General features: G+C 69.7%; 13 protein-coding genes. 8 read left to right on the forward strand and 5 right to left on the reverse strand.

The genetic code is table 11. The annotated features are described in order from the left end of the window. Positions 1 to 292: 292 nt before the first annotated feature. The gene (locus tag DMP23_RS18340) at positions 293 to 1,336 is read right to left on the reverse strand and encodes a ferrochelatase (RefSeq protein ID WP_337824409.1); all 1,044 of its coding nucleotides are present in this window, start codon (positions 1,334 to 1,336) and stop codon (positions 293 to 295) included. 87 nt (positions 1,337 to 1,423) lie between these two features. Here DMP23_RS18340 and DMP23_RS18345 point away from each other — a divergent pair, with 87 nt between their 5' ends. Continuing rightward, positions 1,424 to 2,008: a TetR/AcrR family transcriptional regulator gene (locus tag DMP23_RS18345; RefSeq protein ID WP_337821824.1), complete on the forward strand. Its 585-nt coding sequence runs from the start codon at positions 1,424 to 1,426 to the stop codon at positions 2,006 to 2,008. Positions 2,009 to 2,600: 592 nt separating this feature from the next. Further along, positions 2,601 to 3,770 (forward strand): Cmx/CmrA family chloramphenicol efflux MFS transporter, encoded by a 1,170-nt coding sequence (locus tag DMP23_RS18350; protein ID WP_337821825.1) that lies wholly within the window; start codon positions 2,601 to 2,603, stop codon positions 3,768 to 3,770. A gap of 55 nt (positions 3,771 to 3,825) precedes the next feature. Here the strand turns inward: DMP23_RS18350 and fabI are convergent, their stop codons facing one another. Then, positions 3,826 to 4,593 carry an enoyl-ACP reductase FabI gene (gene fabI, locus DMP23_RS18355; protein WP_037806844.1) on the reverse strand — a complete coding sequence of 256 codons (768 nt, stop codon included), beginning with the start codon at positions 4,591 to 4,593 and terminating at the stop codon, positions 3,826 to 3,828. Positions 4,594 to 4,632: 39 nt separating this feature from the next. Beyond that, a complete protein-coding gene (fabG, locus tag DMP23_RS18360) occupies positions 4,633 to 5,337 on the reverse strand; it encodes a beta-ketoacyl-ACP reductase (RefSeq protein WP_043826988.1) in 705 nt (234 codons plus the stop codon). Positions 5,338 to 5,504: 167 nt separating this feature from the next. Between fabG and DMP23_RS18365 the strand changes: the two genes are divergently transcribed. From DMP23_RS18365 to DMP23_RS18390, 6 genes are read left to right on the forward strand one after another with little or no spacing between them, the layout of a single operon-like run. Continuing rightward, a complete protein-coding gene (locus tag DMP23_RS18365) occupies positions 5,505 to 6,827 on the forward strand; it encodes an MFS transporter (RefSeq protein WP_337821826.1) in 1,323 nt (440 codons plus the stop codon). Positions 6,828 to 6,841: 14 nt separating this feature from the next. Beyond that, on the forward strand, positions 6,842 to 7,507 hold the full coding sequence (locus tag DMP23_RS18370) for a response regulator transcription factor (protein ID WP_037806515.1): 666 nt from the start codon (positions 6,842 to 6,844) through the stop codon (positions 7,505 to 7,507). Between the two features lie 3 nt (positions 7,508 to 7,510). Then, positions 7,511 to 8,899 (forward strand): sensor histidine kinase, encoded by a 1,389-nt coding sequence (locus DMP23_RS18375; RefSeq protein ID WP_037806517.1) that lies wholly within the window; start codon positions 7,511 to 7,513, stop codon positions 8,897 to 8,899. Continuing rightward, positions 8,896 to 9,837, forward strand: a complete 942-nt coding sequence (locus DMP23_RS18380; RefSeq protein ID WP_037806519.1) for a TAXI family TRAP transporter solute-binding subunit — start codon at positions 8,896 to 8,898, stop codon at positions 9,835 to 9,837. Before DMP23_RS18375 ends, DMP23_RS18380 begins: the two co-directional genes overlap by 4 nt. Before the next feature lie 16 nt (positions 9,838 to 9,853). After that, complete coding sequence (locus tag DMP23_RS18385; protein WP_134668433.1) at positions 9,854 to 10,279, forward strand: acyl-CoA thioesterase; 426 nt, start codon at positions 9,854 to 9,856, stop codon at positions 10,277 to 10,279. 8 nt (positions 10,280 to 10,287) lie between these two features. Further along, on the forward strand, positions 10,288 to 10,749 hold the full coding sequence (locus DMP23_RS18390) for a tRNA (cytidine(34)-2'-O)-methyltransferase (RefSeq protein ID WP_337824410.1): 462 nt from the start codon (positions 10,288 to 10,290) through the stop codon (positions 10,747 to 10,749). A gap of 94 nt (positions 10,750 to 10,843) precedes the next feature. On the opposite strand, the gene DMP23_RS18395 is transcribed toward DMP23_RS18390, so the two are convergent. Next, positions 10,844 to 11,824 carry a VWA domain-containing protein gene (locus DMP23_RS18395; protein WP_009078098.1) on the reverse strand — a complete coding sequence of 327 codons (981 nt, stop codon included), beginning with the start codon at positions 11,822 to 11,824 and terminating at the stop codon, positions 10,844 to 10,846. Positions 11,825 to 11,861: 37 nt separating this feature from the next. Beyond that, positions 11,862 to 12,743: a DUF58 domain-containing protein gene (locus tag DMP23_RS18400; RefSeq protein ID WP_235146550.1), complete on the reverse strand. Its 882-nt coding sequence runs from the start codon at positions 12,741 to 12,743 to the stop codon at positions 11,862 to 11,864. Between the last annotated feature and the right edge of the window lie 8 nt (positions 12,744 to 12,751).

The raw sequence follows: 12,751 nt of genomic DNA on the forward strand, positions 1-12,751 counted from the left end.
CGACTTGATCAACATCCGGGGGCTCCGCCGCGTTCCCGCCCGGCCCACGCCCGCCCCGCAACTCCGTTACAGCACAACCACAACCAGCCCCGTCAACCCCACCTAACCAGCACCAACAAGATGAAAAATCCCCATTGGGGCGGCATCCCGAGCGGGCGTGGGGAGGGCGAGCGGGCCGTGAAGGGGTCCTTGAGGGAATCCAGGTACGTGAAGGTGGCCCTCACGACCGGCGGTGGGTCGTGAGGGCCACCCTGGGGGAATCTGGTTCCGTGAGGGTGGGCCTCACGCTCGGTCAGCGGGTGGGGCGGCGCGGGGGTTCGCAGCAGGCGACTGCGCAGGGAGCGCCGTTGACGGTGCAGCCTGCGGCCGGGAACGGGGAAAGCTTCCGGGCGGGGGCGTCGGAGAGGTGTTCGCGGACCAGCTCGACCACCATTTCGGCGAACCTCGGGTCGGCATCGGGAGTGGCCGCGCGGGCGAAGGCCATGCCGTGTTCGGCGGCGCGGTCGGCGGCTTCGTTGTCCAGGTCCCAGATTACTTCCAGGTGGTCCGCGACGAAGCCGATCGGGCTGACCACTACGGATTCCACACCTTGAGCGTGCAGGGCGTCGATGTGGTCGACGATGTCCGGTTCCAGCCACGGGATCTGCGGCGGGCCGGAGCGCGACTGCCAGACGACGTCGTACTCGGCGATTCCGGCTTCGGCGGCCACGAGACGGGCGGCTTCGGCGATCTGGCTCGAGTAGCGGCGGCCGCCTTCGGAGGGCGGGCCGGAGGCAAGGTCGGCGCTTTCCGGGATCGAGTGGGCGGTGAAAACCGTGCGGGTGCCGGGGCGGTCGCCGAGTTTCGCGTGGGCGGCGCGGACCGCGTCGGCGACTGCGGAGACGAACAGCGGGTGGTCGAAGAACTGGCGCAGCTTCACCAATTCCGGCGCGTCATCCCCGACGGAGGCGCGGGCTCGTTCGATGTCCTCGTCGTACTGGCGGCACGCGGAGTAGCCGCCGTACGCGCTCGTCGGGAACACCAGCGCGCGGCGCACGCCCGCGTCCTTCATCCCGGCCAGGGTGTCCTCGACCATCGGTGCCCAGTTGCGGTTGCCGAAATGCACCGGAAGCTCGATGTTCTCCGCCGCGAGCTGCTTCTCGACCGCCGCGATCGCGGCCCGGTTCAACCGGTTGATCGGCGAGACCCCGCCGAAATGCTGGTAGTGCTCGGCAACCTCGAGCAGCCGCTCCCGCGGGACGCCCCGCCCCCGGGTGACGTTCTCCAGGAACGGCATCACCTCGTCGGGCCCCTCCGGACCCCCGAACGAAAGCCATAGCAACGCGTCGTAACCCACGGTGCTCATCCTGCCCCTGTGGCGCTCCGCACGCCTCGGCGGCCCGGTTATGTACTGGCCTATCCAAAATGTGTTAGCGTGGTCGGCATGCCGAGGCCACGAGAGTTCGACGAAACCGAAGCACTCGAAGGCGCAATGAACGCCTTCTGGGCGCGAGGATACGAAGCGACCTCGACCGAGGAACTGTGCGCCGCGACCGGACTAGGCCGCAGCAGCATCTACAACACGTTCTCCAGCAAGCACGAACTGTTCCGCCGCGTGCTGGACCACTACTCACACCGCGGCATCCGCCTCCGCGAAACCCTGCTGGACAACGCCCCGGACGGACTAGGCGCCATCCGCCTGCTGCTCGCCTCGACCATCGACGACGAACTGGAAAACGGCAGACGCGGCTGCCTAATGGTGAACACCATCTCCGAATTCGGAACCACCGATCCAGAGGTAGCCGCACAAGTGAACGCGGACACCGAAGCGCACCTCTCCGCGCTGATCCACTTCGCCCGCACCGGCCAAGCAGACGGCAGCGTCACCCGCGACAGAGACGCAACCGACATCGCCAACTTCATCCACGCCACCATCTCGGGAATCCGCACCATGTCCCGCCGCGGAGCAGAACGAGAAGCACTGACCTCAGTAGCAGAACTAGCGACAAGCGCAATCACCCGCCGCTAACCCGCTAACCGCCACCGCCGCCCACCCGCAGCCGCCGCGACGCGCCCCAATGCGGCATTGGGTGCATCCCACGCACCGAACGCCACATTGGGTGCATCCGACGCACCCAATGCCACATTGGGGCGCTAACCCCCCACCCAAACCGCAGCCGAAATACCCAACAATCGAGGCACCCACACCGCCCCCGCAGCCGGTGCGCCCAACGAGCGAGGCACCCAGCCCCACCCGCAGCCGGTGAGCCCAACCATCAAGGCACCCAGCCCCACCCCGCAGCCAGTGCACCCGTTATCTAGACACCCACACCACCCCGCAGCCGATGCACCCGCTATCTAGGCACCCAGCCCGACCCGCAGCCGGTGCACCCAACTAGCGAGGCACCCAGCCCTCCCCCGCACCCCGATACGAAGCGCATCTGCGGTTCGGGGGTGCTTGTCAAGGCATCTTTCCCGCCTTGACAAGCACCCCCGAACCGTCAGCACAATCCAGCTTCGGGGTGCCCCACGCAACCAAGCCGGGCCAATGTCGCCGCCAGGCGACGAGGCCCCCATACATCAACATTTTGTACTAAAAGTTCCAGAAAGAGAGCCCACCCGTGCCCCCAGCCGTCTTCGTACTCGGCCTCAGCATCTTCGCCCTGGGCACCTCCGAGTTCATGATCACCGGCCTCCTCCCCGGAATGGCCTCCGACCTGAACGTAACTATCCCAGACGCAGGCCTCCTGATCTCCGCCTTCGCCATCGGCATGGTCATCGGCGCCCCCTTGCTAGCAATAGGCACAATCCGCCTCCCCCGCCGAACCACCCTCCTAGGACTCCTAGCCGTCTTCAGCGCCGCACACGTCATAGGCGCAATCGCCGACGGCTACCCCCTCCTCTTCGCCACCAGAATCATCAGCGCAGTAGCCTGCGCCGGTTTCTGGGCAGTAGCCGCCGCAACCACCGTCAACCTCGTCCCGGAAGCCCGCCGCGGACAAGCGCTAGCAGTACTGGTCGGCGGACTGACAATCGCGAACGTCATAGGCGTCCCCGCAGGCACCCTGCTGGGACAACACGCAGGCTGGCGCAGCGCATTCTGGGCGGTAGCCGCACTAACCATCATCGCCGCCCTGGCCGTCCTGCTCTCAGTCCCCCGCACCCCCAAGGAAACCGAAGCACCGAGGATCACCGAAGAACTACAGGTATTCCGCCGCAGCCGCCTCTGGCTAGCCCTGGGCGTGATCGCCCTCCTCCAGGCAATGGTCTTCGCGACGTTCAGTTACCTGGCACCCCTGCTGGTCTCCGTAGCCGGACTCCCCGAAGCAGGTGTCCCAGTGGTCCTCGCCCTCTTCGGCGGCGGCGCAGTCATCGGAATTTACGCAGGCGGCAAACTAGCCGACAAGTACCCGTTCGCCACCCTTTACGGCAGCCTCGGCATCGCCCTCGCCGCCCTCGTCGCACTAGCCTTCGCCACCACCCCACCGGTAGCAGTAACCGCCGTACTCATCCTGGGCGCAGCCGGATTCGCCGCCAACCCGGCACTCAACGTCCGCGCCTACGCCGCAGCAGGCGGCACCTCGACCCTCGTAGGCGCAAGCACAACCTCCGCGTTCAACGTCGGCAACACCGTCGGCCCCTGGCTCGGCGGCACCACGATCAGCGCGGGAATGGGATTCTCCAGCGTCGCCTGGGTAAGCGTCGCACTCGGCGCACTAGCCGTAGCCGCCCTCACCGCGGCCCTGCGCCTCCACCACCGCGACACCGCACCGGACCTGGTGGCCGCCTGAAAAAGACGAATGGCCCCGCAGGAACACTCCCGCGGGGCCATTCGCAGCACCAAACTCAGATCCCGAGCGCGTGCACTCCGCCGTCGACCATGATCATCGAACCGGTGGTCGCGGGCATCCAGTCGGACAGCGCGACGCAGACCGTCTTGGCGGTCGGCTCCGGGTCCGCGGAGTCCCAGCCGAGCGGCGCGCGGCCGTCCCAGCCGCCTTCGAGTTCGCCGAAGCCGGGGATGGACTTCGCGGCCATGGTCTTCATCGGGCCGGCGCTGACCAGGTTGACCCGGATGCCCTGCGGGCCGAGTTCCTTGGCCAGGTAGCGGTTCACCGACTCCAGCGCGGCCTTCGCGACGCCCATCCAGTTGTAGACCGGCCAGGCGACGCGCGCGTCGAAGTCCATGCCGACGATCGAGGCGCCGCGGCCGAGCAGCGGCAGCGTCGCGACCGCGAGCGACTTGAACGAGAACGCCGAGACGTCGACCGCGACCTTCACGTCGTCGCTGGGGGCGTCCAGGAACGGCGCGCCGAGGCAGCTCTGCGGCGCGAAGCCGATCGAGTGCAGCACGCCGTCGAGGCCGTCGACGTGCTCGCGGACGCGGTCGGCGAGCGAGTCGAGGTGCTCCTGGTTCGTGACGTCCAGTTCCAGCACCGGGGCGGGCTCCGGCAGCCGCTTGGCGATGCGCTCCACCAGCGACAGCCGTCCGAAGCCGGTGAGCACGACCTTCGCGCCCTCCTGCTGGGCGATGCGGGCCGCGTGGAACGCCAGCGAGGCGTCGGTGATGACGCCGGTGATCAGCAGCCGCTTGCCTTCGAGCAATCCGGGCAACACGTCCTCCAGGTCGTGGGGTGTTCTTCTCGGGAAAAGTCAGTGGCCGAGGCCGAGGCCGCCGTCGACGGGCAGCACCGCGCCGTTGACGTAGCCCGCCTCGTCCGAGGACAGGTACCGCACCGCGGCGGCGATCTCGGCCGGTTCGGCGTAGCGGCCGGACGGGACGTTGGCGAGGATCTCCTTGCGCCGGTCCTCGCTCAGCGCGTCGGTCATGTCGGTGTGCACGAAACCGGGCGCGACCACGTTCGCGGTGATGTTGCGCGAGCCCAGCTCCCGCGCGAGCGAACGCGCGAAGCCGACCAGGCCCGCCTTCGAGGCCGCGTAGTTCGCCTGCCCGGCCGAGCCGGAAAGGCCCACCACGGACGAGATGAACACGAACCGGCCCCAGCGGGCGCGCAGCATGCCGCGCGAGGCCCGCTTGGCGACGCGGAACGCGCCGGTGAGGTTCGCGTTCAGCACGCGCTCGAACTGCTCCTCCGACATCCGCATGAGCAAGGTGTCGTCGGTGAGCCCGGCGTTGGACACCAGGACCTCGACCGGCCCCTGGTGCTCCTCCACGAGCTTGAACGCCGCGTCCACCTGCTCGGCGTCGGTGACGTCGGCCTGCACGCCGAACAGCCCCTCCGGCGCGCCGGACCCGCGGTGCGTGACCGCGACCCGGTGGCCCTGCTCCGCGAGGTCGCGGGCGATCGCCAGCCCGATGCCCCGGTTGCCGCCGGTGACCAAGACCGACCGTCCCACTGCGTTCTCCTCGTCGTCTTCGCGGTTGCGCCCGCCTGAGGCTATCGGCTGCGCTGACCGGCGGCGCACCCGGCACTCCCGTCCTAAGCGACGGTAAGGAACCGCGTCTCGACCTTGATGGTTACTGCCCGGTTGGTCACCGTGAGTCGCGACACAGGAGGTCAAGGATGACTACCCGGATCCAGGACGCCGGCTCGGCGCGGGACGAGCGGCGCGTGGTCGGCAACGTGCTGCGCGGCTCGATCGGAAACCTCGTCGAGTGGTACGACTGGTACGCCTATTCGGCGTTCACCGTCTACTTCGCGAAGGCGTTCTTCCCCGGCGGCGATGCCACGGCGCAGTTCCTCAACACCGCGGCGGTGTTCGCCGTCGGATTCCTCATGCGGCCGCTCGGCGGCTGGCTGCTCGGCCGGTTCGCCGACCGCTACGGACGGCGTTCCGCGCTCGTGCTCTCGGTTTCGATGATGGCGTGCGGCTCGCTGCTCATCGCGCTGACGCCGGGCTACGCGACGATCGGCATCGCGGCGCCGATCCTGCTGGTGTTTTCCCGGCTGCTGCAAGGGCTTTCGGTCGGCGGCGAGTACTCCACCTCGGCGACGTACCTGTCCGAGGTGGCCACGCCCGGCAAGCGCGGGTTCTACTCCAGCTTCCAGTACGTGACGCTCGTCGGCGGGCAGCTGCTCGCGCTGGGGCTGCAGCTGATCCTGCAGAGCGTGCTCACCGACAAGCAGATGGGCGACTGGGGCTGGCGGATCGCGTTCGTCGTCGGCGCGCTCGCGGCGGTGATCGTGATGGCGCTGCGGCGGTCGATGGACGAGTCGGAGAGCTACCAGCGGGCCACCGAGGGGGCGGAAACCGGCAAGGGCGAGCGCGGCACGCTGCGCCAGCTCGTGAAGTACCCGCGGGAGATCCTGCTCGTCGTCGGCCTGACGCTCGGCGGCACGGTCGCGTTCTACACCTACGCCACCTACACGCAGAAGTTCCTGGAGAACACCGCGCACATCCCGCGCCGCACGGTCACCGTGATCATGTTCGTCGCGCTGCTGATCTTCGCGATCCTGCAGCCGCTGGCCGGACGGCTCTCGGACCGGATCGGCCGGCGCAAGCTGCTGATGTTCTTCGGCATCGCGGGCACCCTGCTGACCGTGCCGATCATGACCCTGATGGCGCGCACCAGCCAGCCGTTCCTCGCGTTCCTGCTGCTGCTCGGCGCGCTGGTGATCGTGACCGGCTACACCTCGATCAACGCGATCGTGAAGGCCGAGCTGTTCCCGACGCGGATCCGCGCGATCGGCGTCGGCCTGCCCTACGCGCTCACCGTCGCGATCTTCGGCGGGACCGCCGAGCTGATCGCCCAGGCGCTGAAGAAGGCGGGTCACGAATCACTCTTCTTCTGGTACGTCGCGGGTTGCGTCCTCGTGTCGCTCGTCGTGTACGCGACAATGCGGGAAACTTCGCGTTCGTCCGCCCTCGAACGCGGCGAGGACTGATCGGGAGGACGGCCGTGCGCGTGCTGCTCGTGGAGGACGACACCGGGGTCGCCCGGGCACTCGCCGAAACGCTGCAGGCGCACGGCCACTCGGTCACCGCGGTCGGCCGCGGCTCGGACGCGCTCACCCGGCACCGGGACGCGGACCTGCTGCTTCTCGACCTCGGCCTGCCGGATCTCGACGGGCTGGACGTGCTGCGCAAGATCCGTCAGGTCTCTCCGGTGCCGGTGATCGTGCTGACCGCGCGCGACGACGAGCGTTCGGTCGTCCGGGCGCTGCGCTTCGGCGCTGACGACTACCTGGCGAAACCGGTGCGGATGGCGGAGTTGCTGGCCAGGATGGACGCGGTGGCGCGGCGGGCGGGCAGCTCCTCCCCCGCGCCGAAGGACCCGGTGGTGCAGATCGAGGACGTCGAGATCGATCTGGGCGCGCGCCGGGTCGTGGTCGGCGGCCGCGACATCGGGCTGACCACGAAAGAATTCGCGGTGCTGGCGGTGCTCGCCGCGCGGCCCGGCACCGCGGTGAGCCGCCAGCAGCTGATGGACGAGGTGTGGGGCGACGCGTACCTCGCCGTTTCCCGCTCGCTCGACGTCCACATGACGCAGCTGCGCGCGAAACTCGACCGGCCCGGCCTGCTCACCACGATCCGCGGCTTCGGCTACCGGCTCGGCCGGAGCTGATCGTTGCGCACTCGCCTGCTGGCTGTCCTCGTCACGCTCGCGCTCGCCGTCGTGGCGGCGTTCGCGGTTCCGCTGCTGTCCGCGACCGCCGATCAGCGGACCCAGCAGCTGGTGATTTCGCGCAGCAGCGACGTCGACCGCTTCGTGGTGCTCGCGCAACAGGCGGTCGATTCCGGCGACGCGACCGCGTTGAACGCCGACGCGCGGCAGTATTCGTCGTTATACAGCGAAGGCGTGCTGATCGTCGACGCGCAGCGGCAGCCGCTGGTCGAAACCGGCGGTCTGACCAGCAGTGATCCGGACGCCCGGACCGTCATCGAGGCGACGCTGCGCAACGAGCCGGAAGCGCCGGTCGAACGGATCCAGCCGTGGTCGGACACTCCTGTGCTGTTCGCGCGCCCGGTCGGCACCGGGACGCGGGTGTCCGGTGTGGTGCTGCTGCGTGCTTCGGTGACCGCCGCGGCGCAGGACGTCGCGGCGGCGTGGAGCGCGATCGCGGCCGGGGCGATGGTGGTCGCGGCGCTGTTCGTGCTGCTCGCGGTCCTGCTGTCGCGGTGGATGGTGCGACCGCTGGTGGAGCTGGAAACCGGCGTGCTGGCGGTGGCGGGCGGGCGCCGGGCGCAGGTGCCGGAACGGTCCGGGCCGCGCGAATTGCGGTCGCTCGCGGCGTCGGTGAACCGGATGTCCGACGCTGTGGTCGAGTCGGCGAACCAGCAGCAGCGGCTCGTCGCGGACACCTCGCACCAGCTGCGAAACCCGATGGCCGCGCTCCGGCTCCGGCTCGACCTGCTCGGCACCGAGGTCGAAAACCGCCCGGCCTACGAGGCAACGGTGGCGGAAGTCGAACGCCTGGAACGGATTCTCGACGGTTTGCTCGCCCTCGCCACCGCGGAAAGCACCGCGACCCGGCTGGCCGCACGGGCCGACGACGAGCCCGCCGACCTGGCCGCTGTCGTGGCGGAGCGGGTCGACGCATGGCGGTTGTCCGCCGACGAAGCCGGCGCGACCCTCGTGCCGTGCGAAGTGCATACTGAGCCGCTGCTGGTGCGTACGCCGGAAAGCGAACTGGCGCAGATTCTCGACGTCCTGCTGGACAACGCCGTCCACCACGCCGGTCAGGGAGCGACCATCACCGCCGCTTGGGAGTCCACTTCGGACAGTGTCACGCTGATCGTCTCCGACGACGGTCCGGGCCTTCCTCCGGAGGACCTCGCCCGGGCCACCGAACGGTTCTGGCGCGCGGGCGGCGACGGCGCGCCTCGCGGCACCGGCCTCGGTCTCGCCATCGCGCGGGAGCAAACCCGTGCCCGGGGCGGGGTTCTGGAGCTGCGCGCGGTCGAACCGCACGGCCTGCAAGTCCGGATCACGCTGCCCGCGGCGGTGACGCCGTGAAGGTCACCCGCCGAACCGCGCTCCTCGGCGGCCTCGCCCTGACGCTCGCCGCCTGCGACGACACCTACCGCGGCCCGGACCGGAAGATCACCATCGCGTCCGGCGAACCCGGCGGCTTCTACCTGGCCTTCGCCGAGGTCCTGGCCGCCGAACTGTCGCGCGCCGAACCGCGGCTGCACTGCAGCGCGCTGCCCACCGAGGCGAGCGTCGAGAACGTGCAACGCGTCCAGGACGGAACGGCCGACTTCGGGCTGGCGCTCGCCGACGTGGCGCAATCCGCGATCACCGGCGGCACGCCGTTCGGGAAACCCGTTCCGCTGCAAGCACTCGGCCGCGTCTACGAGAACTACCTCCAGCTGGTCGTCCGCGCCGAGGACCAGCTCACCGACCTGCGCTCGCTGGCCGGCCGCCCGATCTCGGTCGGCGCGAGCCGCTCGGGCGCCGCGCAACTGGGCGAACGGGTCTTCGCCGCGAGCAACATCCCGGTCCAAGCACAGCATCTGCCGCTGAACGACGCGGTCGCCGCCCTGCACGACCGCCGGATCGACGCGTTCCTCTGGTCCGGCGGCATCCCGACGCCCGCCCTCGCCGACCTCAACCGCACGACGCCGCTCTCGCTCATCCCGCTGACGTCGGTGCTCCCCCAGCTGCGCAAGGCGTACGGTCCGCTGTACGAACAGGTGCAGGTGCCCGCCGGGGCTTACCGCGGGGTCGGCGCGCTGGGCACGATCGGGGTGGCGAATCTGCTGGTCTGCTCGCCCAAGCTGCCGTTCGACGTGGCGGCGGCGGTGGTTCGGGTGCTCGCGGGGCGGGCTGCCGAGCTCGTGCCCGCACAGGCGGTCGGGACGCAGTTCCTGGACGTGCGGACGCTGATCGGCACGCAACCGGTGCCGCTGCATCGGGGGGCGGCCGACACCTACCGCGCCCTGCACGGCTGATCGCTAGATTGGTCGGGTGACCGAACGCCGCCCTCTCGTTGAAATGCCCCTGCGCGTGCGCTACCACGAATGCGACGCTCAGGGGATCGTCTTCAACGCGCATTACCTTGCCTACGCGGACATGGCGGCGTTCGAGGTGGAAAGAACCCTCTTCGGTTCGCACGACGCGCTGCTCGCCACCGGCGTCGACCTGGTGGTCGCCGAGTCGAATCTGCGGTATTTCGCGCCGTGCCGTTTCGACGACGAGCTCGTGGTATCGGTCTATCTGGTGCACCTGGGCACCACGTCGATGCGGTTCGAGCTGGACATCCGCCGCGGCGACACCGTGACCACCGAGCTCCGGCTGCGGTACGTGTTCGTCGACACCGAGAACTACCGCAAAGCGGAACCGCCGCCGGAAGTGCGCGCGGCTTACGCGAAGTATCTACCCGAGGCGGCGTGAGGCTTCCCGTGTTCCGAGTCTTGTTCTACTGCCCCGAAATCCCGCCCAACACCGGCAACGCGATCCGGCTGGCCGCGAACACCGGATGCGAGCTGCGCCTGGTCGAACCGCTGGGGTTCACCTTGGAGGACAAGCAGCTCCGCCGTGCCGGGCTCGATTACCACGACCTCGCGCGGGTCCACGTGCACGCCGATCTGGCCGCGGCGTGGAAGGCGTTGCTGCCCGCGAAGGTGTATGCGTTCAGCGCCGGGGCGACCCGGCTCTACACGGAGGTTTCTTACGCGCCAGGGGATGTGCTGATGTTCGGGCCGGAGTCCGCCGGGCTGCCGGACGAGGTTCAGCGCGCTCCGGAGGTCACCGAGCGGCTGCGGTTGCCGATGCTGCCCAACAACCGGTCGCTGAACCTGGCGAACACGACGGCGATCGCGGTGTACGAAGGCTGGCGGCAGAACGGTTTCGCCACGCCGTGAAGACGGCTCACGCCAGGAACCGCGCGGCGGCGGCATGGTGTGGATCCGCGTGTCGCTTCCGGCCCGGACCGCTCCCCGCCGGAAGCGACCGGCGTCAAGGCAGTCTCTGGCCGAACACCAGCGCGGTCGCCGCCCCGGCCATGAGGATGATCGTCCCCAGCACCACCCACGGCTTGCTCGCGTCCGCGTTCTTCAGCTCGTACCCGATCTGCTCGCCCAGGTCGGCGTAGACGCGTTTCAGCTCGTCCGCGCTCGCCGCCTTGTAGAACTCTCCCCCGGACAGCCGGGCGATCTCGCGCAGGGATTCGTCGTCCACGCGGACGTCCTGCTGCTTGCCCTCGATGTCGACCGACCCGTGCTCGGTGCCGAACGAGATCGACGAGATCGGCATCTGCGCCTGCTTCGCCGCCTGCGCCGCGGTGTACGCGCCGCGCGGGGCGTACAGGTCTTCCGGCACCGTCTGCTTGCCGTCGCTCATCAGGACGATTCGTGCGGGCGGCGGACCGTCCGCGCCGCCGACCACCGCGGAGAAGCTCTGGATCGACTGCATCGCCGCGTAGATGCCCTCGCCGGTGGCGGTGGACTGGGCGAGCTTCAGGTTGTCGATCGCCTTCGTCACGCCTGCCCGGTCCGTGGTCGGGTTGACCAGCACGGTCGCGGTTCCGGCGAACGAGATCAGGCCCAGGTTGACGCCCGGGGTCATGTTCTGCGCGAACTGCTTCGCCGCGTCCTGGGCCGCCTTCAGCCGCGTCGGGGCGACGTCGGTGGCTTCCATCGACAGCGACACGTCGATCACCAGCATGACCGTCGCCCGGTTGCGCGGCACCTTCTGCTCCGCCGTCGGACCGGCCAGCGAGACCGTCAGGAACAGCAGCGACAGCACGATCAGCACCGCGGGCACGTGCCGGATCCAGCCCTGCGCCTTGGGCGCGACCTTCTCCAGCAGCTCCAGATTCGCGAACCGCATCACCCGGCGGCGCCGCTGCCGCTGCGACAGCACGTACGCGGCCGCCACCGCGGCGACCGCGATCAGCAGCAGGAACCACCACGGCGAACTGAATCCGGCGAGGCTCATGCCGTCGCCTCCTTACCGGTTGCCGCGTGCATCGTGGTCATGCGACGCCTCCCGACCAGCGGCGCTTGCGGGCGACCACGAACCGCACCATGTCCGCGATCCAGTCGGAATCGGTGCGCAGCACCAGATGCGCGGCCCCGGCCCGGCGCAGACCGGCCGCGACCGCCTGCCGGTGCGCGTTCGCCGCCGCGCCGAACTCCTTGCGCAGCAACGCTGAAGCGTGCACCTCGCGCTGCCGTCCGGTCTCCGGGTCGGCCAGCACGACGGTGCCGACGTCCGGCAGGTCCACGTCGCGCGGGTCGACGATCTCGATCGCGATCAGCTCGTGCCTTCCGCCGAGCGCGCGCAACGGGCGCTCCCAGTCCATCGGGCCGAGGAAGTCGGAGATCACCACCGCCAGTCCGCGCCGCCGCGGCGGACGGCGCAGCTTTTCCAGCGCCTCGGCGAGGTCGCCGCGGACGCCTTCGGCGGCGCGGGGCGTCTCGGCGAGCCGCCGGACCAGACCGCGGGCGTGCGGAAGCCCGCCGCGCGCCGGGAGCCGGGTGATGCCTTCGCCGTTGGACACGAGCGCGCCGATCCGGTTTCCGCCGCCGCCGGTCAGATGCGCGACCGCGGCGGTCGCGCAGACGACCAGATCGCGCTTCTCGCACAGCGCGGTGCCGAAGTCGAGGCTCGCCGACATGTCCGCGACGACCCACGTCTCCAGCTCGCGGTCCGCGACCGTCTCGCGGATGTGCGGCGTCGTCGTCCGCGCGGTGACCGCCCAGTCCATCCGGCGCACGTCGTCGCCGGGCTGGTACGGCCGCGCCTCGCCGGGCTCGGAACCCGGCCCCGGGACGAGCCCGAGATGGTTGCCCTGGAGCAGCCCGTCGAGGCGGCGGCGCACTTCCAGTTCGAGGGTGCGCAGTCCCGCTTCCATCCGATCGC

The organism is Amycolatopsis sp. A1MSW2902, assembly GCF_017312175.1.
Lineage (GTDB): Bacteria > Actinomycetota > Actinomycetes > Mycobacteriales > Pseudonocardiaceae > Amycolatopsis > Amycolatopsis nivea.

What these genes read in the sequence shown, in the direction of transcription:
- DMP23_RS18345 (WP_337821824.1), top strand. Translation starts at nt 1,424, where the DNA reads ATGCCGAGGCCACGAGAGTTCGACGAAACCGAAGCACTCGAAGGCGCA.
- DMP23_RS18365 (WP_337821826.1), top strand. Translation starts at nt 5,505, where the DNA reads ATGACTACCCGGATCCAGGACGCCGGCTCGGCGCGGGACGAGCGGCGC.
- DMP23_RS18400 (WP_235146550.1), bottom strand. Translation starts at nt 12,743, where the DNA reads ATGGAAGCGGGACTGCGCACCCTCGAACTGGAAGTGCGCCGCCGCCTC.
- DMP23_RS18395 (WP_009078098.1), bottom strand. Translation starts at nt 11,824, where the DNA reads ATGAGCCTCGCCGGATTCAGTTCGCCGTGGTGGTTCCTGCTGCTGATC.